Raw genomic sequence first — 22430 nt, forward strand, 5'->3', positions numbered from 1 at the left:
CCGATTCTTCCTGTCCGCGCCCCGGGTTGCGAACCGGCCGACAAATAGGGTGTCCAGGTTTTCATACGACACAGGGGGTGGAAACGGCTCAGCGGCGCAGCAGTGCGAAGGACGCCCCCTGATTGTCGGTGACCACGGCCGCCGTGCCGTAGGACGTCTCGAAGGGCGGAACCTGGACCCGGCCGCCGAGCCGGACCACCTCCTCCATGGCGGCCCCGGGGTCCTCGACGGCGAAGTGGACCAGGAAGTGCGGCGGCATCTCGGCGGGGAAGACGTCGGAGACCGGCGCCCGCCCGAAGTCGGGGTCGGCGTCCGGGCCGAACAGGGCGTGGTGGAAGAGACCGCCGTAGAAGGTGTCGGCCGCCAGCGCGTCCCGCGTGTACAGCTGCACCCAGGCGAAGGTGCCCGGCGTGTACCGGCGCCCGAAGCCGGTGCTCCGCACGCCCTGCCAGAGGGAGAACACCGCCCCCTCGGGGTCGGTGACGAGCGCGGTGACGCCCAGGTCGCCGAAGGGGCCCGGCGGGGAGACGATCTGCCCGCCGGCCGCGCGGATCCGCCGGCACAGCGCCCCGGCGTCCGGGGTGGCGAAGGACACCGTCCACACGGTCGGCAGCCGGCCGTCCGTCTTCTGCGCGAGGGAGGCGACGGGGTCCCCGTCCTTCAGCGCCCGCACGATGCCCCGGGGCCGGTCCTCGAAGGCCCATCCGAAGAGCTCGCCGTAGAACCGCTTGCCCGCCTCCACGTCGGGCAGCTGCGCGTCCACCCAGCAGGGGGTGCCCTCCGTGTACTCCGATGCCCTGTTTTCGGCCATGCCGCCAAAGTAACCGCGCCGCCCGCAGGCCGCAGACCAGGCACACCAGCCGCCGCGGACCCGCACACCCCATTTGCAGTCGGCCGAATCGCGCCGGGATCACCCGTCGGTAAGCTGACGGCATGACAGGACAAGTGCGTACCGTCGACGGCCGTGTGGCCGGCCGGCGTGGGCAGGCGACCCGGCAGAAACTGCTCGACTGCCTCAGCGAGATGCTCAGCTCGTCCCCCTACCGGGACGTCAAAGTCATCGATGTCGCACGGAAGGCGGGCACCTCGCCCGCGACCTTCTACCAGTACTTCCCGGACGTCGAGGGCGCCGTCCTGGAGATCGCCGAGCGCATGGCCGCCGAGAGCAGCGGGCTGGGCGAGCTGCTGGAGGGCCGCTCCTGGACGGGGAAGGCCGCCTGGCGGACGGCACAGGAACTCGTCGACGGTTTCCTGGAGTTCTGGCGGGACAACGAGGCGATCCTGCGGGTCGTGGACCTCGGCGCGGCCGAGGGGGATAAACGTTTCTACAAGATCCGTATGAAGATCCTGAACTCCGTGAACAGCTCGCTGGCGGACTCCGTCGCCGAGCTGCAGGCCAAGGGACGGATCGACAAGGACGTGAACCCCGCGGCGGTCGCCGGCTCCCTGGTGGCCATGCTCGCGGCCGTCGCCTCCCACCAGAAAGGTTTCTCCTCCTGGGGCGTGAAGCAGGCGGAACTCAAGCCGAACCTGGCCCTGTTGGTGCACCTGGGGGTCACCGGCAAGAAGCCCTCGAAGTAGGCGCCCGGCGGCCCCACCGAGGCGCGGTCTCGCGAGTCCTGTCAGACGGGCGGCGGTTCACTCCGGTGGGCCGCCGCCCGTCGCTTTCCGAACGGTGCGGGGCGGGAACGGGGAACACGGCTCCCCCCGGGCGGTGTTGTGCCCCGGTGAGCCGATCGCAGACCCGAGTGAACGCCCGGCACCCATGTCGCAGGAGGAACCCGGAATGGCCCTGACCCGCGAAGAGCGCGAACAGTTCCTGGCCGAACCGCACGTCGCGGCACTGGCGGTCGACGCGGGGGACGGCCGCGCCCCGCTCACCGTGCCGATCTGGTACCAGTACGCGCCCGGCGGCGACGTATGGATCATGACCGGCCGGGACTCGCGCAAGAACCTGCTGATCGGCGCGGCGGGACGGTTCTCGCTCATGGTCGACCGCCTCGAACCCACCATCCGTTACGTCTCGGTCGAGGGGCCGGTGCTCGACACCACTCCGGCCACGATCGAGCAGCTGCGGGAGATCTCCGCGCGCTACCTGCCGGCCGACAAGGTCGAGGGGTACGTCGACTTCGCCTGGAGGAACCACGGCGAGCAGGTCGTCGTGCGGATGCGGCCGGAGCGGTGGGTGTCGTCGGACCTCGGGTCGGTGTGAGCCCGCCGGAGGCCGGACAATCGGTGCATGGAACCCGATCTTCACGAGCTGCTGAGGTCGCTGCGGGTGTGGGACCCGCGGGCCACCGACCTGCCGGAGTTCGACCCGGCCGCCGCGCCCGCCGAGCCGCTGCCGCTGTTCACGCGGTGGTTCGCCGAGGCCGTGGCGGCCGGTCAGGCCGAGCCGCACACCATGTCCCTGGCCACGGCGGACGCGCGGGGGCTGCCGGACGTACGGATCGTGGTGCTGCACGGCGCGGACGACGACGGCTGGTCCTTCGCCACCCACGCGCACAGCCGCAAGGGCGGCCACCTCGCCGCGCGCCCGTACGCCGCGCTGGCCTTCTACTGGCCGGTGCTGGGCCGCCAGGTGCGGGTGCGCGGTCCCGTCTCGGCGGCCCCGGCCGAGGAGGCGCAGGCGGATCTGCACGCCCGTTCCACCGGGGCGCTGGCGGCCGCGCTGACCGGCAGGCAGAGCGAGGTCCTCGGGTCGGCGGAGGAACTGGCGCGGGCCTCGGAGGCGGCGTGGGAGCGGGCCCGGCACGCGCCGGACACCCCGGTCCCGTCCTGGACCCTGTACCGGCTGCGGGCGGACGAGGTGGAGTTCTTCCAGGGCGAGACCCGACGCCGGCACGCACGACTCCGCTACCGGCGCACGGCGGAGGGCTGGGTCAGGGAATCGCTCTGGCCGTGAGCACCGGCTCCGGGTCGCCGGCGGGGCGGGCGTGGCGCGGCGACTCCCGGGCACCGTCCCCGTCGGTGACCGGCTGGAGCGGAGTGTTCCAGCGCCGGAACTCGGGGTCCGCGTGACCGCGCGGCCACGCCTCCACGTCGGCCGGGGAATCCGGGTCCCAGGCGCGCAGGTGCAGACCGTGGCCGCGGACTTCGGGGAGCGGCCGGGACGAAGTGTGTGCGGATGAGGGGGACATGGAGGCATTCAAGCGCGCGATCCCCACGGACGTGATCAATCCGCAACCAATTCCGGTCTTGACCGATACCCATCAACCAGGGGCGTGATTACGCTCGCGCTCATGGCCGACTCCCCCGACTCCCCCAGACCCTTCACGTCCGCGCAACCGACCGCGCAGAACCGGGCGGACCGCCCCGTCTACGTCATCGGCGGCGGCCCGGGCGGACTCGCCGCCGCGTACGCCCTGCGGGCCCGGGGGGTGCGGGCCGTCGTCCTGGAGCGGTCGGACCGCGTGGGGGACTCCTGGCGGCGCCACTACGACCGGCTGCGTCTGCACACCACCCGGCGCCTGTCCGCGCTGCCCGGACTGCCGATGCCGCGCCGGTTCGGACGGTGGCCGGCCCGGGACGACGTGGTCCGGTACCTGGAGAAGTACGCCGAGCACCACCGGCTGGAGATCGTCACCGGGGTCGAGGTCTCCCGGGTCGAGCGCACCCCCGACGGCACCGGCTGGCTGCTGCACGCCACCGGGGGCCGCGAACTGACCGGCGCGGCGGTCGTCGTCGCCACCGGCTACAACCACACGCCCCGCGTCCCCGACTGGCCCGGCCGGGACACGTACACCGGCGAGTTCCTGCACGCGTCCGAGTACCGCGACGCGAAGCCCTTCGCCGGCCGGGACGTGCTGGTCGTGGGCGTCGGCAACACGGGCGCCGAGATCGCCGTGGACCTGGTGGAGGGGGGCGCCTCCCGGGTGCGCCTCGCGGTGCGCACCCCTCCGCACATCGTGCGCCGCTCGACCGCGGGCTGGCCCGCGCAGTACTCGGCCGTCCTGGTGCGCCGGCTGCCGGTCGGCCTCGTCGACCGGCTGGGCCGGGTCCAGGCGAGGGTGGCGCTGCCGGACCTGTCGGCCCAGGGCCTCCCGCGCCCCGACTCCGGTCTGTACAGCCGGGTGCGGGAGGGGGCCATACCCGTGCAGGACGTCGGCCTGGTCGACGCCGTGCGCACGGGGGCGGTGGAGGTCGTGGCCGCGGTGGAGGGGTTCGAGGGGGGCGAGGTCGTCCTGGCGGACGGCGACCGCATCGGCCCGGACGCGGTCGTGGCGGCCACGGGCTACGCACGCGGTCTGGAGGGTCTGGTCGGCGGGCTCGGCGTCCTCGACGGCTGCGGCAGGCCGGTCGTGCACGGCGCCCGCACCCCGGCCGGCGCGCCCGGCCTCTACTTCACGGGTTTCACCAACCCGATCAGCGGCAACCTCCGCGAACTGGCACGGGACGCCCAGCGGATCGCGAGGGCGGTGGCCCGTACGGGGGGAGCGTCCCGGCTCCCCGCGTGACCGCGGGCGGTCCGGACCGGGCGGGGAATGCCGCGCAGCCCGGCGTTCGCGGGGTGCCTCCCCCGGAGGGGGTACCCCAGCGCCCACCCTCACCCACTCCCGGCTTCGCTCGAGCGGGGGAGGCACGACCGCCCGCGGCCGCGGCGGTTGTCAGGCCGCCGCTGCGAGCGAAGTGCCCGCCCGCCGCCGGATCACCAGCGCCATCAGCGCCGCCGCGGCGCACAGCGCCCCCGACGCGTACCAGACCACGTCGTACGACCCGAACGCGTCCCGCGCGACACCCCCGAGGAAGGCGACGACGGCCGCGCCCACCTGGTGCGAGGCGAGCACCCACCCGAACACGATCGGGCTGTCCTCGCCGTAGTGCTCACGGCACAGGGCGAGCGTCGGCGGCACGGTGGCCACCCAGTCCAGCCCGTAGAAGACGATGAAGAACAGCATCGGCGGATGCACGCCCGGCGCCAGCAGGACCGGCAGGAACAGCAGCGAGATCCCCCGCAGCGCGTAGTACACCGCGAGCAGCCGGCGCGCGTCGAAGCGGTCGGTGAACCAGCCGGACGCCACCGTCCCGACGACGTCGAAGACGCCGATCACGGCCAGCAGGGACGCGGCGGTCGTGACCGGCATCCCGTGGTCGTGCGACGCGGGCACGAAGTGGGTCTGGATCAGTCCGTTGGTCGAGGCGCCGCAGATCGCGAAGGTCCCGGCGAGCAGCCAGAACGGCCCCGTCCGCACCGCCGAGAACAGTACGGTCAGCGCACGCCGCGCGGCGCCCGGGACGGGGGCCGGCTTCGGCACGAACTCCTTCGCGCCGTACGGCTTCCGCCCCACGTCGGTCGGATGGTCGTGCAGCAGCAGCCAGACGAACGGGACCACCGCGAGCGCGGCGAGCGCCACGGTGACGGCCGCCGGCCGCCAGTCGTGCCGCGAGACGATCCAGGACAGCAGAGGCAGGAAGATCAGTTGACCGGAGGCGGACGCGGCGGTGAGGATGCCGCTGACCAGGCCCCGGCGCTCGGTGAACCAGCGATCGGTGACGGTCGCGGCGAAGGCCAGCGCCATGGAACCGGAGCCGAGCCCCACCAGCAGGCCCCAGCAGAGCAGCAGTTGCCAGGCCGCCGTCATCCACACCGTCAGGCCCGAGCCGAGCGCGATCACGCCGAGGGCGACCGCGACCACCTTCCGGATGCCGTAGCGGTCCATCAGCGCCGCCGCGAACGGCGCGGTGAGGCCGTACAGCGCGAGGTTCACGGAGACCGCCGCGCCGATGGTCCCGCGCGACCAGCCGAACTCGTCGTGCAACGGGTCGATGAACAGGCCCGGTACGGAGCGGAAGGCGGCGGCGCCGATGATCGTCACGAACGTGACGGCGGCGACGAACCACGCGCGGTGCACGCGGGCGCGGGTCGGCTTCGGGCCGCTCACGGGCGGCTCCACGACGGCGGCTGTCTCGCTTGTCCGGGTCACGCCGTAGAGCTTCCGCGATCGGGGCCGCCGCGACGAGTGGCCCGGAGGACAGCGTTCGCTAGGATCGGGCCATGGATCCGGCCGAGCCCCTTCCCGCGTCCGCCGCCTTCCGGCCCCACCGCGTCGTCGTCCTCGCCCTCGACGGGCTGCTCCCCTTCGAACTGGGCATCCCGCACCGCATCTTCGGCCGCCCGAAGGACGCGCGGGGGCGGCACCTGTACGAGGTGGTCACCTGCTCGGTCCGGCCGCCCGGACCGGTGGAGACCGACGCCGACTTCACCGTCCACGTCGCCCACGGACCCGAGGCCCTCGCCACCGCCGACACGGTGATCGTCCCGGCGTCCTACGAGCTCGGCCCGGTGTTCGAGCGGGGCGAACTGACCGACGAGCTGGCCGCCGCCCTCGCCCGCATCCGGCCCGGCACCCGGCTCGCCTCCATCTGCACCGGTGTGTACGTCCTCGCCGCCGCCGGATACCTCGACGGCCGGCCCGCCACCACCCACTGGGCCGACTCCGAGCGCCTCCAGCGGCTGTTCCCCCGGATCGACGTCGACCCGGACGTGCTGTTCGTCGACGACGGCGACGTCCTGACCTCGGCGGGCGTCGCGGCCGGGATCGACCTGTGCCTGCACATGGTGCGGCGCGACCACGGCGCCGTCGTGGCCAACGAGGTGGCCCGCCGCACGGTCGTACCGCCGCACCGGGACGGCGGGCAGGCGCAGTACATCGAGCGGCCGGTGCCCGATCCGCAGCAGTCCTCCACGAGCGGTGCCCGCGCGTGGGCGCTGGGCCGGCTGCACGAGCCGATCCAGCTGCGCGACATGGCCGTGCGGGAGTCGATGTCGGTACGCACCTTCACGCGCCGCTTCCGGGAGGAGACCGGGGTCAGTCCGGGGCAGTGGCTGACCCGGCAGCGGGTGGAACGGGCCCGGCACCTGCTGGAGTCCACCGGTCTGTCCGTGGACCAGGTGGCCCGCGACGCCGGTTTCGGCACGGCCCAGTCGATGCGGCAGCACCTCCAGGCGGCGCTGGGGGTGACGCCGACCGCGTACCGGAGGACCTTCCGGGCCGGCGGGCGGCGGCCGGAGGCGGCCGTGCCGACCGGGGGGTGAGCGGGGGCCGTCCACAGGCTGTGGGAAACCGCGCCGGCGGTGGCGGTGCGGCGCTGTCCGCCCCGAGCACGGCAGCGCCGCACCGCTCTTCGGCTTCGGCGCTCCCTCCCCTGGTCCCCCTCGTCCCCGGGGAACCGACGCCGAATCACGACCCACGCTCGTCGAGGGCCCCCGTCGTCGGGCCCTCGCCGTCCCCTCGCGGCGAATCGCTGACGAACAGAGTGATCAAACCGCCACGGCGCGTCAACACCGGTTCGGGTGACAGTGGGCGGGTTGGGGCATATGCCCTGTTCGTCGGTACCGCGCACGGGAGCACACCCGGCGCACCGGATCACGCCCCGACCCGCACGACCGGCCCGCCGTGCTCCCGTGCCCCGGCCCGGGCACCGCGCGACGACAAGAGGGGGCGGGCAACTCCCCGAAGGGCGCGGGACCGTGCCGGGGCGCGGCTCCGCCGCGCGGGCGCGGCCGGCCCCCACCCGCCGCACCACCCGTGTGCGCTCACACCGCTTCGTAGGCCAGTCCGCCGTACGCGGTCGTCCCGCCGTCACAGGCCGGCCCGACCTCCAGGGCGCCGACGCAGCGGTCGAGTTCGCACCAGATCCGCTTGCCGGCCCCCTCCGCGCTCCAGCCCCACCGGTCGGCCAGCCCGTCCACGAGGGCGAGTCCGCGTCCGCCCGTCGCCTCGCCGTCCACACAGCGCGGCACCGGCGCCCGTTCGCTGCGGTCGGTCACCTCCAGGCGGACGGTGGCCTCCTGGACGTCCGCCCCCGGCAGGGAGAGCCGCAGCACGGCCGGACGGCCGGTGTGCACCACGGCGTTGGTGACGAGTTCCGAGACGAGCAGGATCAGGGTCTCGGCGAGCGGTTCGTCGGCCCCTATGCCCGAGCCGGCCAGCCGCGAGCGGGCCCACCGCCGGGCCCGTCCCACCTCAGCGGGGTCGGGCCGGATCTCCAGCTGCACTTGAAGCACCTGCACCGCTCACACCATCCGAACCGGCGGACACTTGGACGCGCGCCTCACGGGGGCCACGATCGTAGCCATTTCCTGCATGGCCGGGACAACGGCCGGGACGGGGGTCACGGAACGTGAATCCCCCACGGGACAGCATGGTTGACGTACAGTCACCCCACCAAGCGCTTCGGGCATATTCCAGCGCGAAGGAGTACACGTGCGGCATACTGTGCGACGCCCGCCCCGGGAGGTCGAACGGGGGCCGGCGTTCCGCCCGGCCACCCGGCGGAGAGCCGCAGGCACCGGCCGGTACGGAGTCGCCTCGGGGGCGACTCCGGCGCGGTGCGTGCCCGGGACCACTCGCATCCCCCACAAGGTACCGGAGCGGACGTCCGACTCCGGGCCGTGACGGGCGCCGTACGGGGCACGGGCCGGTGCCGACCCTCCGTGATCACGGCCAATGCCACGATCCGTGACATCCGCGCGGAGGCGTCCTACTCGGCGACGGTGAAGTAGCGGGCGAAGGAGCGGACGACCTCCTCCTCGCCGATCCTGCCGTCGCCGTCGGAGTCCAGCGCGGCGGCGGCCGTGCGGGCGAGGTCCCCGGGGACGCCGAGCGCCTTCAGCACCCGCGCGGTGTCCTCGACGGTGGCCGTCCCGTCGCCGTCGGTGTCGGCGACGGCGAGCGCCGCGTGCAGGAAGGGGCGGGCGATCTCGGCGAACCGGTCCGGGGTGTCCCGCAGCCGCTTGACCGCGCCGTTCACGAACTCCTCGCGCGTGATGCGCTGGTCGCCGTCGCGGTCGGCGATCCCCGCCATGCCCTGCCAGAACGCCTCGGCGCCGACGTACAGGGCCTGGCCCCGGTCGGAGCGGGCCGCGGTGCCGAACTCGGCGAGCAGCGCCTTGGCCGCTCCGCTGAAGTCCTCGCGGTCGATGTAGCCGTTGCCGTCCTGGTCGAAGCCGGCGAAGCGGGCCGCGATCCTGCGCTCGTACTCGCTGGTGACCATGTCTCTCTCGGGCCGCCTTAGGTCAGTGGGGTCGTCTCGCTGGGAGCGTACGTGGTGGAGGGTCGCCGGGGAGCCGGAAAACGACGCCTGGACCAAGACCGGGGGAATAACGGGACACGCGTGTGACACGTGTGAGCGCGCGCACGGGGCGTCACGCCGGCAGCGGGCGGGAGTCCTCGTCGACCGCGGAGGGGACGTCCGGGTGGATGTCGAAGAGCCGGCGGACCCCGAGGGCGCCGAGCACCCTGTTGACGTGACTGCCGTCGGCGGCCCCCCGCGCGGGGAGGATCAGCCGCAGGCTGCCCCGGCAGGAGCGGAGCAGCCGGCGGGAGGCGATGAGCACGCCGACCCCGCTGGAGTCGCAGAACCACACCTCGGAGAGGTCGAGGACGAGGCTGTGCCTGCCTTCGGCCACCACGTCGTGCACCCGCTGGCGCAGCACCGGGGACGTCACCAGGTCCAGCTCGCCCGACACCCGGAGCACGGCCCACCCGCCGTGCTCCTTGTCGGTCACTTTGAAGGTCACCACCACGCCCCTCGCTCACCGGAACGGAAGCAGTCCCTACGCTTCCTTGCAGCGCGGCTGCCCACCGGCCGTTCCCCGAAACGTGGGCCGAAAAACGGGTACCGAACAGAAAGGGCTTATTCCAGTCGCCTTTAAGTCGCTTTCGATCTGACTCGATCGATTCCGATCACCGGGGAGAGGGGTAGATGCCATCCGAACGGCGTCCGACGTGGGCGGGCGGTCCCTTACCACCTGTGGCTCCTCCAGGGGCGCACATTGCCATAAAGGGGCGTGCGCCCTCCTCCGTGCCGACTACATTCCTGGAGTCGCCGGCCACACGCCGGACCCGGGAGCCGACCACCCCGGGGCCGGGGGAGGAAAAGGGGGTGAGGGGCCGCATGCCGACAACGGACGTATCGCCCCGCTGGGACCGCAGGATGCAGCAGCGCCTCGCGCGCGGGGAGGCGGCCGCCCTCGGCGAGCTCTACGACCGGTTCGCCTCGCTCGTGCACGGCCTCGCCCACCGCGTCGTCGGCGACGAACGCGCAGCCGACGCCGTCACCCGCGACGTCTTCGCCCACCTCTGGGAGCACCCGGACTCCTACGACCCCGCGCAGGAGCCCCTGCGCACCTGGCTCGCCGCGCTGACCGGCCGGCTGGCCGTACGACGGCTGCGCACCACGAGGACCGCGGCGCTCGCCCGCGGCGGCCCCGGCACCGCGGAGGACCTGGAGCGCACGGTGCGGCACGCCTCGGTGGCGGCCCGCGCCGACTACATCGTCCAGTCCATGCCGGCGCCGCTGCGGGCCGCCCTGGAGCTGGCGTACCTCCAGCGCCGGGACTACCGCCGGACCGCCGCGGACCTGGGCGTCACCGATGACGAGGCCCGGCGCCGGCTCCGCCTGGGCCTGCAACTGCTGGCCACCGCGTACGACACCGGGGCCCCGGGCGCCCCGCCCGGGACCGGGGGTGCCGCGTGAGCGGGCACCGCGCCGGGCCGTACGACGACCGGGAGAAGGACGCCGGACCGCTCGTGCTGGAACACCACGTGCTGACGTCGCTGCTGGGTGCCTGGGCACTGGCCGCCTGCACGCCGGCGGAGGCGGCCGCCGTCGAGGAGCACCTCGGCGCCTGCGGGTCCTGCGCGGACGAGGCGCTGCGGCTGCGCGGGGCGGTCGGCCTGCTCCAGCGGCCCGAGAACCTGGACCTGGACCCCGGCCTGCGCACCCGCGTCCTGGAGTCCTGCCTGGAGCGGCGCCCGCCCCGCCTCCCCGTGCCGGAGTGGGCCACCGCCTACGACGCCGAGACCGCGCGGCTGGACGCGCTGCTCCAGGACTTCGGCAACTCCGAGTGGCACGCGCCGGTGCGGCTGCGCTGGTACGAGTCCGACGAGGCGAGCAGCCGCCGCACCACCGTCGCCGGGGTCATCGCGCACCTGCTGACGGTCGACGGGCTGGTCGCGGTCGCGCTCGGCCTCGACGACCCGCTCGGCGACGCCACGGCCGTCCGGTCCACCCCGTCGGACCGCACCGAGGCGTACTGGCGGGCCGCCCGCCTCCCGCCCACCCGCTCCGTACGGACGCCCTGGCGGGAGCAGAGCCACGACCTCGTGCGGACGGTGTCCCTCACGGGCGGCGGCACCGGACGCCTGCCGGTCTCGTACGGCGACTACGCACTGCCGCTGCACGACGCGATGCTGGACCGGGCCTTCGAGTGCTGGGTGCACGCGGAGGACATCGCCGAGGCCGTGGACTACCCGTACGACCCGCCCTCCGGACGGCATCTGCACCGCATCGTCGACCTGGCCGCGCGGATGCTGCCGGCCGTCCTCGAGCACCGCCGGCTGCACGGGCTGGCCTCCCCCGTGGAGCGGCGCCTGGTCGCCGCCGGGGAGCCGGGGCGCAGCCTGCGGCTGGAGATCGAGGGGTCCGGCGGGGGCGAGTGGCTGATCCCGCTGGACTCCCCCGCGGCGAAGGGCTCCGCGGAGCACGAGGTGGCGCACGTGGCGCTGGACGGGGCGGAGTTCTGCCGGCTGGCGGCGGGACACGTGCCGCCGCGGGAGGCCGCGGTGGGGCAGGTCGGGGACCGCGAGGCGATCAAGGACGTGCTGCTCGCCGCGGCGAGCATGAGCCGGATGTAGGGGCGGGGCGCGGTGTCCCGGACGGGTGCGGGTGGTCCGTGGCCGCCCGAGCCCCTTTCGGGCGGGTTCGGTGAACCCGCCCGAAAGGGGCGCGGGCCCGTATCGACATGCGGTTCCGCCGCGTGGGCGCGACCGGCCACGGACCATCCGCGGCCGCCGGCGGAGCGGACGGAGCCGAGCCGTCAGGCGAAAACGACCGTCCGCCGCCCATTGAGCAGAATGCGCCGCTCCGCGTGCCACTTCACCGCCCGCGCCAGCGCCTGGCACTCCACGTCCCGGCCGATCGCGACGAGCCCCTCGGGCGTGACGTCGTGCCCCACCCGCTCGACCTCCTGCTCGATGATCGGCCCCTCGTCGAGATCGGCGGTGACGTAGTGCGCCGTGGCGCCGATGAGCTTCACGCCCCGCGCGTGCGCCTGGTGGTACGGCTTCGCGCCCTTGAAGCTCGGCAGGAAGGAGTGGTGGATGTTGATGATCCGCCCGGAGAGCTGCTTGCAGAGGTCGTCCGAGAGGACCTGCATGTAGCGGGCGAGGACCACGAGCTCGACGTCGTCCTCGCGCACGATCTCCAGCAGCCGGGCCTCGGCCTGCGGCTTGGTGTCCCTCGTCACCGGGATGTGGTGGAAGGGGATGTTGTACGAAGCCACCAGTTCGGCGAAGTCGGTGTGATTGGACACCACCCCGGCGATCTCCACCGGCAGCGCGCCGGTCTGCGCGCGGAACAGCAGGTCGTTCAGGCAGTGCCCGAACCTGCTGACCATGAGCAGGATGCGCATCTTCTCGTCGGCCCGGTTGATCTGCCAGTCCATGTGGAAGGCGTCACCGATCGCCGTGAAGCTCGCCCGCAGCTTGTCCACGGTCACGGGGGCGTCCGCCGAGAAGTGGACGCGCATGAAGAACAGCCCCGTGTCGTGGTCACCGAACTGCTGGCTGTCCTCGATGTTGCAGCCGGTCATGAAGAGGTAGCTCGACACCGCGTGCACGATGCCCTGCTTGTCGGGGCAGGACAGGGTGAGGACGTACTGGTCGGCCGGGGCCGCGGCTCGGGTGGACTGCTCGCTCATGCAGAAAAGGGTCCCACACGCGCGGGCACGGCCGGCCTGCCGTTCCGCTACGCGGACCGCGTCAGGATCCGCAGCACCTCGAGGGTGCTCGGCGGCGCCTCGGGGTCGTCGCCGTCGCTCGCCGCCATCCGCACGTGCGCGTCCCGCGCGGCCCGCACCGCCTCCGGCCACCCCTCGTGCTCGAGGTAGGCGGTCACCGGCGCGTCCGGACCGACCTGGTGCATGATCCGCAGGACGCGCAGCACCGCGGTGTCGACGAGCGCCGCCTCCTGGGAGTCGCGGAAGATCGTGCCGACGTACTTCTCGGCGGACCAGTTGTCCAGCCAGGTGTCCTCGACCAGCCGGTAGACGGCGTCGGTGACGTCGCCGTAGCCGTCGACCCCGGCCAGCCAGACGTCCCGCTGGAAGGCGGGATCGGAGAGCATGTGCAGCGCGGAGCGCACATTGCTGCGCCAGCGCCACCACGGCATGTCGTTGAGTGGCATGCCGCCCATGGTGGAGGAGCGACGGCCGCGACGGGAAGAGTTCTCCGAACCTTGCACGATCGTCGATCGTACGTTTCCGCCCCGCACGGGCGGTACGGGGCCCCGCAATTCACCTCGCCGTCACTTTCCGTCGACCGAGGATCACTCCGGGGTTGGCTGTGTGGCGGAATCGTGCCTGAGCATGACCGGCAGGCGACGCATCCGCAGCATTCTCCTCCCCCGGCTCCTCCACCGGCCCGCCAGAGCCGGCGCCCTGACCACGGGCGCGCTGGTGGCGTGCGCGTCGCTCGTCGCCGGGTGCGGGATCGTCCCCGGTGCCACGGGGGGCTCCGGGGACGACGGCCCCATCACCGTGATGACGTGGGCGCCCCAGGACACCAAGGCCACCAACAAGCCCGGGATGCCCGCGTTCGCCGAGGCCTACGCCCGCTGGGTCAACTCCCAGGGCGGTATCGACGGCCGCCGGCTCAACGTGCTGACCTGCAACGACCGGAACGACACGGTGACCGCCGCACGGTGCGCCCGGCGCGCGGTCCAGGAGGACGCCGTCGCGGTCGTCGGCTCCTACAGCCAGCACGCCGACTCCTTCATGCCGACCCTGGAGGGCGCCGGCATCCCGTACATCGGCGGTTACGGCATCACCAACCACGAGTTCACCAGCCCCCTGTCCTATCCCGTCAACGGCGGCCAGCCGACGCTGCTGGCCGGTCTCGGCCGCACCCTGGCCGGCGCCTGCGGGCCGGTCGTCCTGATCCGTCCCGACACCATCGCGGGCGACCAGCTGCCCCCGCTGATCGACTCGGGCCTGGAGGCGGGCGGGCACGCGCGGTCCGAGGACCGGCGGGCGGCGGAGGACGCCACCTCGTACGGCAGCCAGGCGGAGCAGGCCCTGGGGCGCGCCACCGCGGACGCGGCCGAGCGGGGCTGTGTGGTGCCCGCCCTCGGCGACCGCACGAACACCTTCATGGACTCCTTCCGGCGGGCCCGCGCCGACTACCCCGAGGTGCGCACCGCGACCGTGCTGGGCAGCGTCGACCAGTCGACGATCGACGCGTCCGGCGGGGCGTCGGGGCCGTACGAGGGGTCGTACGTCACCGGCTGGTACCCGGCGGCGGGCGACGCCCGCTGGGACCCGATGAAGAAGGTGATCGAGGAGGAGGCGTTCGGCGACAACCGGATCGACGCCGCGGACGCCGGGGTGCAGACCACCTGGATCGCCTACACCGTGTTCAAGCAGGTCGTCGAGTCGCTGGGGGACGGCGAGGTGAGCGCCGACACGGTGAGCGGGGCGCTGGACGGCGGGCTGAAGGTCACCACGGGCGGGCTCACCCCCACCCTGTGGTGGGACTTCCAGGATGACCTCGCCGCCGTCGGCTTCCCCCGCCTGGTCAACGCGAACGTGACCCTGCAGGTGGTCGAGGACGGCCGGCTGGTCGCGGCCCGCAAGGGCTTTACCGACGTGACGGAGACGCTGCGGGAAGCGGATCTGGGCTGATCCGCGGTTCCGCCCGGCCGGGCGGAACCGCGGGTCGGTGGTGCCCGGTCACAGCTGGGTCGGCTGGCGCTCGGTCAGGCCGTACTGCCTGGCGATCGCGTTCCACAGCGTGGCGGCCTTCTTCTTCTCGGTGGTCGCGGTGCCGCTGGCCCGGTTGCCGGCCAGGGTCTGGTCGGTCGACCGGGCCTGGCCCTTCTTGCAGCCCTTCTTGCCGGCGGTCTGGTCGGCCCAGGCGGCGTAGTGGTCGTCGGCCGACGCCGACGCCTTCCACGCCTTGGTGAGCGCGGTGGTCAGCGCCTCGTGCTCCGGCAGCTCGTCCACGGACAGGCCGGAGAGGTCGGTCACCAGCTGGTTGCGCTGCCCGGCCGCCTCGCGCAGGTCCTCGGCCGCCCGGCCGAGGTCGCGGCAGGCCCTCACATCGGCGACCGCGTTGATCACGGTGGTCCGGCTGTCGCCGCTGTCGGCCAGCAGCTTGTCCAGTGCGACGGCCTGCTGACGGGCCGGGTCGGCGGACGGCGAGGCGGAGGCCTCCCCACTCGCGGGCGCGGTGGCGGACACGGTCTGGTTGTCGCCGCCGTCGTCGTCGCCGCCCGGGCTGCCGAGCAGCGCGCCCGCGCCGACGCCGAGGAGGGCGATGCCGACGCCGACCGCCGCGATGAGCGGCACGCGGGAGCCGGTACGGCCACCACCGCGGCCGCCCCGGCCGCCCCGGCCACCGGTCGGGGCGGTGGGGCCGGCCGGGCCGCCGGGCGGGGCGGGGGCGGGCCGGCCGTGGTCGACGCGCGGGAGCTGCTGGGTGGATCCGGCCGGGCCGCCGGCGGCGTCGCTGCGGAAGAGGCTGTCGAACTCGGCCGGCGGCTGCCGGTTGCCGTCACCGGGCGGCGGGGCGCCGTAGGACTGCCCGGGGGAGTGGTCGGTGACGGGGGCGATGTACTGGGTGGCCTCGGCGTCGGGGTTGCCGGCGGGCGGCGGGGATCCCGCGCCGGGCGCGTGCTGCGGGGACACGCCCGGGTACCCGCCCGCCTCGGAGCCGTGGGCGGGCATCTCGGGGGGCAGCGCACCCGGGCCCACCGGGGGTATGAGCTGTGTCGCCCCCTCGTCGGCGCCGGCGGGCACCGGGGATATGAACTGCGTCGCGCCCTCGTCGGCGCCGGCGGGCACCGGCGGCATGTACTGGGTGACGCCTTCCGACCCGTCGGGCGCGGCGGCCGGCGGGTAGTGGGGGGCGCCGTAGCCGTTCTGGGCGGGGGCGCCGTAGGGGCCGGCGTCCGCGGGCGGCAGCGGGGCTCCGGCGGCGTACGGGTCCGCGGCGCCGTGCGGAACATTTCCGTACGGGTCGGGCGGGGTGTTCCCGTCGTATCCGGCGCCGTGCGCGTCGTACGGCGGGTGGCCGCCGTGGGTCTGCGCTCCCTCGGGCGGGAGCGGGCCGGGACCGCCGCCGTGGGCCGGGGCGGGCGGGTTCTGCGCGCCCCAGGGGGACGGCTCCGGGGTGCCCCACCGGCCGTCGGACGAGGGCTGCCAGTCCTGGCCGGGCGGTGGGGCCGGGCTCTGCTGCCCGGGGCCCCACGGCGTGCCCCAGGTCTGGCCTCCGGGCGGGGCCGAGGCGGGGAAGGCGCCGCCGGAGCTCCGGCCGTCCGCGCCGCCGCCGGGGGCGACCGGTCCGGTCGTCATGCCCGGCAGCAGGGGTTCACCACCGTCGGAGGGCAGCACGATGCCTTCGCGCGCGGGGCGCGCCGAGGGCTCCTCGCCCTGTCCACTCTGCGTCACCGGGACTCCTACCAATGGGGGACCTTGTGAATCGTCGGCTCACGCTACCGGGTCCCCGGAGCCCGGTGCCACGCAGCACGGAACCCGGCCTCCTGCCCTGTGAGCGCGGTAACAAAACCGGTTCACCACAAGCCCTTTGCGTCACCTCCCCCACCCCTGCCCGTCACGTCGTGGACGTCACGCCGCCGTCTGGAGTTCCATCCGCGCCCCGAACTCCCGTACCACCGACTCCTCCCGGTACGGCTCCAGGCGCTGCTGGAGGTCCTCCAGGTACTCGGCGCCCCGGTTGGACCGGAGTCCGTCGAGCAGTTCCATCGCCTTCAGGCCCGTACTGCAGGCCTGTTCGATCTCGCGCTGCTGCACCTGCGCGGTGGCCAGCAGCACATGGCCGATCGCCCGCCGCCGCGCCCGCGACGCCGGATGCCCCTCCAGCGCCTGCCGGGCGCACCGCGCGGCGGCCTCCGCCTGGCCGAGGTCCCGGTGGCAGTGTGCCAACTCGTCGGCCAGGTAGGCCTCGTCGAAGTGCGCGATCCACACCGGGTCGTCGCCCGAGGCCGGATCGACGGCCTCCATGGCGCTCACCGCGCGCCCCGCCGCCGTCTGCGCGGCGTGCACGTCGCCCATCAGCGCGTGCCCGCGCGCCTCCGCCGCGTGGAACATCGACTCCGCGCGGGGTGTCACGCGCCCCCGCGCGCCCTCCTGCGCCGCACGCGCCAACTGCGCGATCTCACGCGGGTTCCCGAGCTGCGCGGCCAGGTGGCTCATGGAGGCGGCGAGCACGTATCCGCCGTATCCGCGGTCCCCGGCCGCCTGCGCCAGCCGCAGCGCCTGGATGTAGTAGCGCTGGGCGAGGCCCGGCTGCCCGGTGTCGACGGCCATGTACCCGGCGAGTTCGGTCAGCCGCGCGACCGCCGCGAACAGGTCGCGCCCCACGGCCTCGCGGTACGACCCCGCCAGCAGCCCCGAGACGACGCTGTTGAGGTAGTGGACCACGACCGGGCGCACGTGCCCGCTGCCGTACTGGTGGTCCAGGTCCACCAGCGCCTGGGTCATGGACCGTACGGCCGCCACGTCGGACTGGCCCACGCGGGGCCCGGCGGAGCGCGCCACCTGCCCGTCGGGCGCGGAGATCAGCCAGTCGCGGCTCGGCTCCACCAGCGCGGAGGCGGCCACGGAGGAGCCGGACAGGAAGTCCCGCCGGCCCACGTCGCTGCGCCACAGCTCGCAGACCTGCTCGATGGCCCCCAGTACCGTCGGCGAGAACTGGAGGCCGACGCCCGACGCAAGGTTCTTGCCGTTGGACATGCCGATCTCGTCGATCGTGACCGTACGGCCCAGCTTGCGGCCCAGGGCCTCCGCGATGATCGCCGGCGCCCGGCCCCGCGGCTGCTGTCCGCGCAGCCAGCGGGCCACCGACGTCTTGTCGTAGCGCAGGTCGAGGCCGTGCTCGGCGCCGCACATGTTGACCCTGCGGGCCAGTCCGGCGTTGGAGCATCCGGCTTCCTGGATGAGCGCCTGCAGCCGTTCGTTCGGCTGCCGCGCGACGAGAGGCCTTGCGGCCATGGCGTACCCCCTGAGACTGCGGTGCCCTGCCCACGCACCGAGTTGACGTGTCTTCCGTGGCCGTACGTCTCGCGTCCCGGCGGGAAGTGCGGCCGGGAAGATCAATGCCCCGCCGAAGTACTGACAATGCGGGACATGTGAGGATTGCCGGGGTAACGGCAGTTACCGACCCCCCTCCTGGTTACCCACCGGGGACGCGGATCCTCCCGCGCGCCCCCGTGGATGCACCCATGCGCCCCGAACACGGAACCGATGCTCCTCCCCCGCGCATGCGCGCGGGCGTAACCCCTGGTGACGGCCGTAGTTGTGTTCATCGTGGAAGAGACGATCGCGGGCGCCGACGCCGTACAGATCCCGACGCAGCGCGGGGAATCGCTGCTGGACACCGCAGTCCGCTACGCCGAGGAGCGGCACTGGGACGTGTTCCCGGGCACCTGGCTGGAGGCCGTCGAGGGGGTGCAGCGCTGCTCGTGCGGTGACGCCGCGTGTTCCGCGCCCGGCGCGCACCCGGCCCGCCCGGACTGGGCGGCCCAGGCGACCGGCAGCGCGACCGTCGTCCGCCGGCTGTGGCAGAGGCAGCCGGCCGCGTCGATCCTGCTGCCCACCGGGCGGACGTTCGACGCGGTCTCCGTCCCGGAGACGGCGGGGTTCCTGGCGCTCGCGCGGATGGAGCGGATGGAGCTGACGCTGGGGCCGGTCACGGTGACGCCGGACCGGCGGATGGAGTTCTTCGTGCTGCCGGGGGCGTCGGCGAAGCTGCCGGATTCGCTGCGCAGGCTGGGGTGGTCGGTGTCGTCGCTCGACCTGGTGGTGCGGGGGGAGGGCGACTTCGTCGCCGGGCCGCCCACGCGGGTCGGGTGCCGGGGGGCCGTGCAGTGGGCCTGCCGGCCCACGGCCGCGAACCGGTGGCTGCCGGACGTGGAGGAGCTGATCTCGCCGCTGGCCTACGCCTGCGGCCGTGACCGGTAGGGCGCCTGTCGTCCCGCGCGGCCGGTGGTGCCGCGCGACCGCGGGTCCGTGGCGCTCGCGCGGGCGGTGGCCGCCGCCGGCGTACGGCTGCTCACCAGCCACAGGGGCCGGGATCCCGCGGTGCTCAGCGGGCTGGTGATCGCCTCGGAGCGCAGGTGGTCGACCTCGGGGCGCAGCGGCCGGGTTCCTCCGGCCTGGAGCAGCCGGACACCGGCGCGGACGGCGCCGGCCCGCAATGACCGCTGCTGCCGGTGGGCACGGTGTACGGCGCGGTCCTGGCCTTCCTCGGCCCGCGGCCGGCGGCCCCGCGGACGGCCCGCCGGCCGCCGGGGATCCTGACGGCGGTGGGCGGGGGCCGAGCCGGCGTCAGCCCTCGCCCAGCGATTCCAGGAAGGGTTCGATCGCCGCGAGCCAGGCCTCCGGCTGGTCGTAGTGGACCAGGTGGCCGGCGTCGGCGATCTCCGCGTACCGGCCGTGCGGGAGGACGCGGACCATTTCCTGGGCCTCCGCGCGGCCGAGTTCGCCGTCGAGGCCGCGGACCACCAGGGCGGGGCAGCGCACCTGGGCCAGGTCCTCCCAGTGCGCGTCGAACACCCAGGTCTCGCGGGAGCGGAGCATCTGGTCCGGGTCGAACACCGGACGCCAGCCGTCCGGGGACTCGGCCATCACCTCGGCGTAGAACGCGCCGCGGGCCGGGTGGGGCCGCTCCACCCAGGGGTCGTCCTCGCCGAACCACTTGCGCACGTCGGCGAGCGTGGCGAACGGGACCGGCCAGGCCTTGAACCACTCCGCCCACTCGCGCTGCGAGGCGGCCCCGAGGGCGGAGGCCCGCATGTCGCAGATGACCAGTCCGCGCACCAGGTCGGGGCGTTTGGCGGCGAGCTGCCAGGCGGTCAGCGCGCCCATCGCGTGGCCGATGAGGACGGTGGGGCCGAGGCCGAGCTGCTCCAGGGCGGCCTCGGCGTCGTCGACGTAGGCGTCGCGGGTGAAGGAGGCATGCGGGGGCTTGTCGCTGCGGCCGTGGCCGCGCTGGTCGAGGGCGACCGCGCGGTACCGCCCGGAGAGCCGGCGGGCGGTGGACGCCCAGTGCGAGGCGCGGCCCATCAGACCGTGCAGCAACAGCACACCGGGGGCGCCCCGCGCGGTGCCCTCCGCCGGGTCGGCCCCGTCCTTGGGCGGGTCGCCGAACTCCCAGGCGGCGAGCCGTACGCCGTCCGCCCCGGTCACATCGATGCGTCGCGCCATGCTCCTGGCACCCCCCAAGCTCGCTGCCTGCCCGCTGCCCGTCGTGCTGGCCCTGCCCGTTGCCACTGTCCGCAGATTATCGAATGCTCATTCGAAGACGGCCTCTCGCCCGCCAACACCCCTCGTTCGAGTGACCCCCTGCGGGGATTGATCGCCGCAGCCCGGGGGAGATCTTCAACGGGAGGCGGACCGCTCGGGGAAATCGGTCCGAGGGGAATGACCCTGAGAGCTCGGGGCTCCGGGTCAGCACAGGGGAGGACGGGCCCCGGCGCCGTGCGGCGCCGGGGCTCCTCACGTGGTCACGGCACATCGTCCCGCCCCTCCCCTGCCGGGGTGACATCGCTGTCGGGCCCGGCCAGAGCCACTCAGGTCATATGCCTCACGCGACAGCCTCGCACGCGGATCCGGCGAGCGCTGCGATTCGACGCAGTGGATCACGGATTCGGCGCGTTCGCACCGGCGGACGCGCACCGCTCGTCCGCCCCGCGTCCCGTCCCCGTCCCCCGGCCGGTCAGGGCTTGGCGACGAACACGTGCGAGGCCACCTCCGCCTCCAGCTCGGCCGCCTCGCCGCTGCTGCCCACCAGCACCCCGCCCGCCGACTCCGTCACGCTGACCACCGAACCGGGCTGCACACCCGCCCGGCGCAGCGTGTACATCAGCTGGGCGTCCGTCTGGATGGGCTCGCCGATCCGGCGCACCACGACCGTCTTGCCCCCGGCGCCCGGGTCGAGGTCGGCCAGGGACACCATGCCCTCGTCCAGGAACGGGTCGGCCACGTCCTTCTCGCCCAGCTCCTCCAGGCCGGGGATGGGGTTGCCGTACGGCGACTCGGTGGGGTGCCTCAGCAGCTCCAGCACACGGCGCTCGACGGCCTCGCTCATCACGTGCTCCCAGCGGCAGGCCTCGGCGTGGACCTGCTCCCACTCCAGGCCGATCACGTCGACCAGGAGACACTCGGCCAGGCGGTGCTTGCGCATCACGCGCGTGGCGAGCCGGCGGCCCTCCTCGGTGAGCTCCAGGTGCCGGTCGGGGGCGACGGACACCAGGCCGTCGCGCTCCATCCGCGCCACCGTCTGGCTGACCGTCGGTCCGCTCTGGTCGAGCCGCTCGGCGATCCGGGCGCGCATGGGGACCACACCTTCCTCCTCCAGCTCGAGGATGGTGCGGAGATACATCTCCGTGGTGTCGATCAGTCCGGACATACATGCCCCTCGATGAGATCTGCGGATGGCTCTGCCGGAGGCTGGACGGCTCACCGGCGCGTGCGCTGGCCCAGGAGTCAATTCTTGCGCATGGGAACGACAACCGGGCCGCGCTGTGAAAACGAGGGGCTTCACGGAGGGAAACCGTGCCGTCGGCCACCGTATTGACACGGCACTGGTCCAGACCGCACGGTGATCCGCAACACTCCTGCCCGAAGGGACGCCGCATGAGCGACCGCACGCCGGCCGACCGGTTCCTCGACGCCGCGATCGACCTGCTGCAGCGGATCCGCGACGAGGAGGCCGGGTCCGTCGCGGCGGCGGGCGCGCTGCTCGCCGACACGGTCGCGGACGGCGGCCGGCTCTTCGCCTTCGGCGCCGGGCATTCCTCGCTCGCCGCGCAGGACCTCGTCTACCGGGCCGGCGGACTCGCCCTGATGAACCTGCTCGCCGTCCCGGGGGTCGTCGGCGTCGACGTGATGCCGGCCACGCTGGGCTCCGCCCTGGAACGCGTCGACGGGCTCGCGGGCGTCGTGCTCGACGCCTCTCCGCTGCGCGCGGGCGACGCGCTGATCGTCGTCTCGCTGTCCGGGCGCAACGCGCTGCCCGTGGAGATGGCCATGAAGGCCCGCGACCGGGGCGTGCGGGTGATCGGCGTGACGTCGGTGGCGTACGCGGCGCAGACGACGTCCCGGCACTCCTCCGGGACGTTCCTGAAGGACCACTGCGACCTCGTCCTCGACTCCCGGATCGCGGTCGGTGACGCGGAGCTCACCCTCGACAACGTGCCCGCGCCCTTCGCCCCCGCGTCGACGGTGGTCACCTCGGCGCTCCTCCAGGCCGTCATGGCCACCGCGGCGGCGGTGCTCGCCGACCGCGGGATCGAACCGCCGCTGCTGCGCTCCGGCAACGTGGACGGCGGCCACGAATGGAACGCCCGCGTCTTCGAGGAGTACGCCGACCGCATCTTCTACCGCCACTGATTCCCGCCCCGGC

22 protein-coding genes and 1 pseudogene are annotated in these 22430 nt (G+C 74.0%); 11 read left to right on the forward strand and 12 right to left on the reverse strand.

The features are described from left to right. Positions 1-88: 88 nt before the first annotated feature. The gene (locus ACFY3N_RS21885; RefSeq protein WP_390818365.1) at positions 89-811 is read right to left on the reverse strand and encodes a VOC family protein; all 723 of its coding nucleotides are present in this window, start codon (positions 809-811) and stop codon (positions 89-91) included. Between the two features lie 122 nt (positions 812-933). On the opposite strand from ACFY3N_RS21885, the gene ACFY3N_RS21890 reads away from it, so the two are divergent. The 3 genes from ACFY3N_RS21890 (at position 934) to ACFY3N_RS21900 (ending at position 2905) form a co-directional block, all read left to right on the forward strand. Next, positions 934-1581 (forward strand): TetR family transcriptional regulator, encoded by a 648-nt coding sequence (locus tag ACFY3N_RS21890; RefSeq protein ID WP_390818366.1) that lies wholly within the window; start codon positions 934-936, stop codon positions 1579-1581. Between the two features lie 205 nt (positions 1582-1786). Then, positions 1787-2212, forward strand: coding sequence for a pyridoxamine 5'-phosphate oxidase family protein (locus ACFY3N_RS21895; protein WP_390818367.1), 426 nt, complete (start codon positions 1787-1789; stop codon positions 2210-2212). Between the two features lie 27 nt (positions 2213-2239). Continuing rightward, positions 2240-2905, forward strand: a complete 666-nt coding sequence (locus ACFY3N_RS21900) for a pyridoxal 5'-phosphate synthase (RefSeq protein ID WP_390818368.1) — start codon at positions 2240-2242, stop codon at positions 2903-2905. Here ACFY3N_RS21900 and ACFY3N_RS21905 read toward each other — a convergent pair. Beyond that, positions 2883-3140, reverse strand: coding sequence for a hypothetical protein (locus ACFY3N_RS21905; protein WP_390818369.1), 258 nt, complete (start codon positions 3138-3140; stop codon positions 2883-2885). The genes ACFY3N_RS21900 and ACFY3N_RS21905 overlap by 23 nt on opposite strands. Before the next feature lie 102 nt (positions 3141-3242). Here ACFY3N_RS21905 and ACFY3N_RS21910 point away from each other — a divergent pair, with 102 nt between their 5' ends. Then, the gene (locus ACFY3N_RS21910) at positions 3243-4457 is read left to right on the forward strand and encodes a flavin-containing monooxygenase (RefSeq protein WP_390818370.1); all 1215 of its coding nucleotides are present in this window, start codon (positions 3243-3245) and stop codon (positions 4455-4457) included. A gap of 150 nt (positions 4458-4607) precedes the next feature. Here the strand turns inward: ACFY3N_RS21910 and ACFY3N_RS21915 are convergent, their stop codons facing one another. After that, positions 4608-5924 carry an MFS transporter gene (locus tag ACFY3N_RS21915; RefSeq protein ID WP_390818371.1) on the reverse strand — a complete coding sequence of 439 codons (1317 nt, stop codon included), beginning with the start codon at positions 5922-5924 and terminating at the stop codon, positions 4608-4610. A 71-nt stretch (positions 5925-5995) separates the two neighbouring features. Between ACFY3N_RS21915 and ACFY3N_RS21920 the strand changes: the two genes are divergently transcribed. Next, positions 5996-7036 (forward strand): GlxA family transcriptional regulator, encoded by a 1041-nt coding sequence (locus tag ACFY3N_RS21920; protein WP_390818372.1) that lies wholly within the window; start codon positions 5996-5998, stop codon positions 7034-7036. A 501-nt stretch (positions 7037-7537) separates the two neighbouring features. Here ACFY3N_RS21920 and ACFY3N_RS21925 read toward each other — a convergent pair. The 3 genes from ACFY3N_RS21925 to ACFY3N_RS21935 form a co-directional block, all read right to left on the reverse strand. Further along, complete coding sequence (locus tag ACFY3N_RS21925; protein WP_390818586.1) at positions 7538-7999, reverse strand: ATP-binding protein; 462 nt, start codon at positions 7997-7999, stop codon at positions 7538-7540. A gap of 485 nt (positions 8000-8484) precedes the next feature. Then, positions 8485-8997, reverse strand: coding sequence for an EF-hand domain-containing protein (locus ACFY3N_RS21930; protein WP_390818373.1), 513 nt, complete (start codon positions 8995-8997; stop codon positions 8485-8487). 151 nt (positions 8998-9148) lie between these two features. Beyond that, a complete protein-coding gene (locus tag ACFY3N_RS21935) occupies positions 9149-9529 on the reverse strand; it encodes an STAS domain-containing protein (RefSeq protein ID WP_390818374.1) in 381 nt (126 codons plus the stop codon). Between the two features lie 371 nt (positions 9530-9900). On the opposite strand from ACFY3N_RS21935, the gene ACFY3N_RS21940 reads away from it, so the two are divergent. Both ACFY3N_RS21940 and ACFY3N_RS21945 read left to right on the forward strand, forming a co-directional pair. Further along, complete coding sequence (locus ACFY3N_RS21940) at positions 9901-10482, forward strand: sigma-70 family RNA polymerase sigma factor (protein ID WP_390818375.1); 582 nt, start codon at positions 9901-9903, stop codon at positions 10480-10482. Next, positions 10479-11642, forward strand: a complete 1164-nt coding sequence (locus ACFY3N_RS21945) for a maleylpyruvate isomerase N-terminal domain-containing protein (RefSeq protein WP_390818376.1) — start codon at positions 10479-10481, stop codon at positions 11640-11642. Before ACFY3N_RS21940 ends, ACFY3N_RS21945 begins: the two co-directional genes overlap by 4 nt. 182 nt (positions 11643-11824) lie before the next feature. On the opposite strand, the gene purU is transcribed toward ACFY3N_RS21945, so the two are convergent. After that, complete coding sequence (purU, locus tag ACFY3N_RS21950; RefSeq protein ID WP_390818377.1) at positions 11825-12706, reverse strand: formyltetrahydrofolate deformylase; 882 nt, start codon at positions 12704-12706, stop codon at positions 11825-11827. Positions 12707-12753: 47 nt separating this feature from the next. Beyond that, a complete protein-coding gene (locus ACFY3N_RS21955) occupies positions 12754-13200 on the reverse strand; it encodes a hypothetical protein (protein ID WP_390818378.1) in 447 nt (148 codons plus the stop codon). Between the two features lie 172 nt (positions 13201-13372). On the opposite strand from ACFY3N_RS21955, the gene ACFY3N_RS21960 reads away from it, so the two are divergent. Continuing rightward, positions 13373-14686, forward strand: a complete 1314-nt coding sequence (locus ACFY3N_RS21960) for an ABC transporter substrate-binding protein (protein WP_390818379.1) — start codon at positions 13373-13375, stop codon at positions 14684-14686. 48 nt (positions 14687-14734) lie between these two features. On the opposite strand, the gene ACFY3N_RS21965 is transcribed toward ACFY3N_RS21960, so the two are convergent. Together ACFY3N_RS21965 and ACFY3N_RS21970 are read right to left on the reverse strand one after the other, a co-directional pair. Further along, the gene (locus ACFY3N_RS21965) at positions 14735-16453 is read right to left on the reverse strand and encodes a hypothetical protein (protein WP_390818380.1); all 1719 of its coding nucleotides are present in this window, start codon (positions 16451-16453) and stop codon (positions 14735-14737) included. 177 nt (positions 16454-16630) lie between these two features. Beyond that, positions 16631-18016 (reverse strand): transcriptional regulator, encoded by a 1386-nt coding sequence (locus ACFY3N_RS21970; protein WP_390818381.1) that lies wholly within the window; start codon positions 18014-18016, stop codon positions 16631-16633. A gap of 306 nt (positions 18017-18322) precedes the next feature. Between ACFY3N_RS21970 and ACFY3N_RS21975 the strand changes: the two genes are divergently transcribed. After that, positions 18323-18985: a bifunctional DNA primase/polymerase gene (locus ACFY3N_RS21975; RefSeq protein ID WP_390818382.1), complete on the forward strand. Its 663-nt coding sequence runs from the start codon at positions 18323-18325 to the stop codon at positions 18983-18985. Between the two features lie 48 nt (positions 18986-19033). Beyond that, positions 19034-19206 (forward strand): annotated as a pseudogene (locus tag ACFY3N_RS21980) (transporter); the annotation flags it as partial. 145 nt (positions 19207-19351) lie between these two features. Here the strand turns inward: ACFY3N_RS21980 and ACFY3N_RS21985 are convergent. Beyond that, entirely contained in the window at positions 19352-20230 is an 879-nt protein-coding gene (locus ACFY3N_RS21985; protein ID WP_390818383.1) for an alpha/beta fold hydrolase, read from the reverse strand. Between the two features lie 511 nt (positions 20231-20741). Beyond that, entirely contained in the window at positions 20742-21434 is a 693-nt protein-coding gene (locus ACFY3N_RS21990) for a metal-dependent transcriptional regulator (RefSeq protein ID WP_390818384.1), read from the reverse strand. Between the two features lie 227 nt (positions 21435-21661). Here ACFY3N_RS21990 and ACFY3N_RS21995 point away from each other — a divergent pair, with 227 nt between their 5' ends. Next, positions 21662-22417: an SIS domain-containing protein gene (locus tag ACFY3N_RS21995; protein ID WP_390818385.1), complete on the forward strand. Its 756-nt coding sequence runs from the start codon at positions 21662-21664 to the stop codon at positions 22415-22417. Positions 22418-22430 lie beyond the last annotated feature (13 nt).

The sequence above is a fragment of the Streptomyces sp. NPDC000348 genome, assembly GCF_042898795.1.
In the GTDB taxonomy this organism is placed as follows: Bacteria; Actinomycetota; Actinomycetes; order Streptomycetales; family Streptomycetaceae; genus Streptomyces.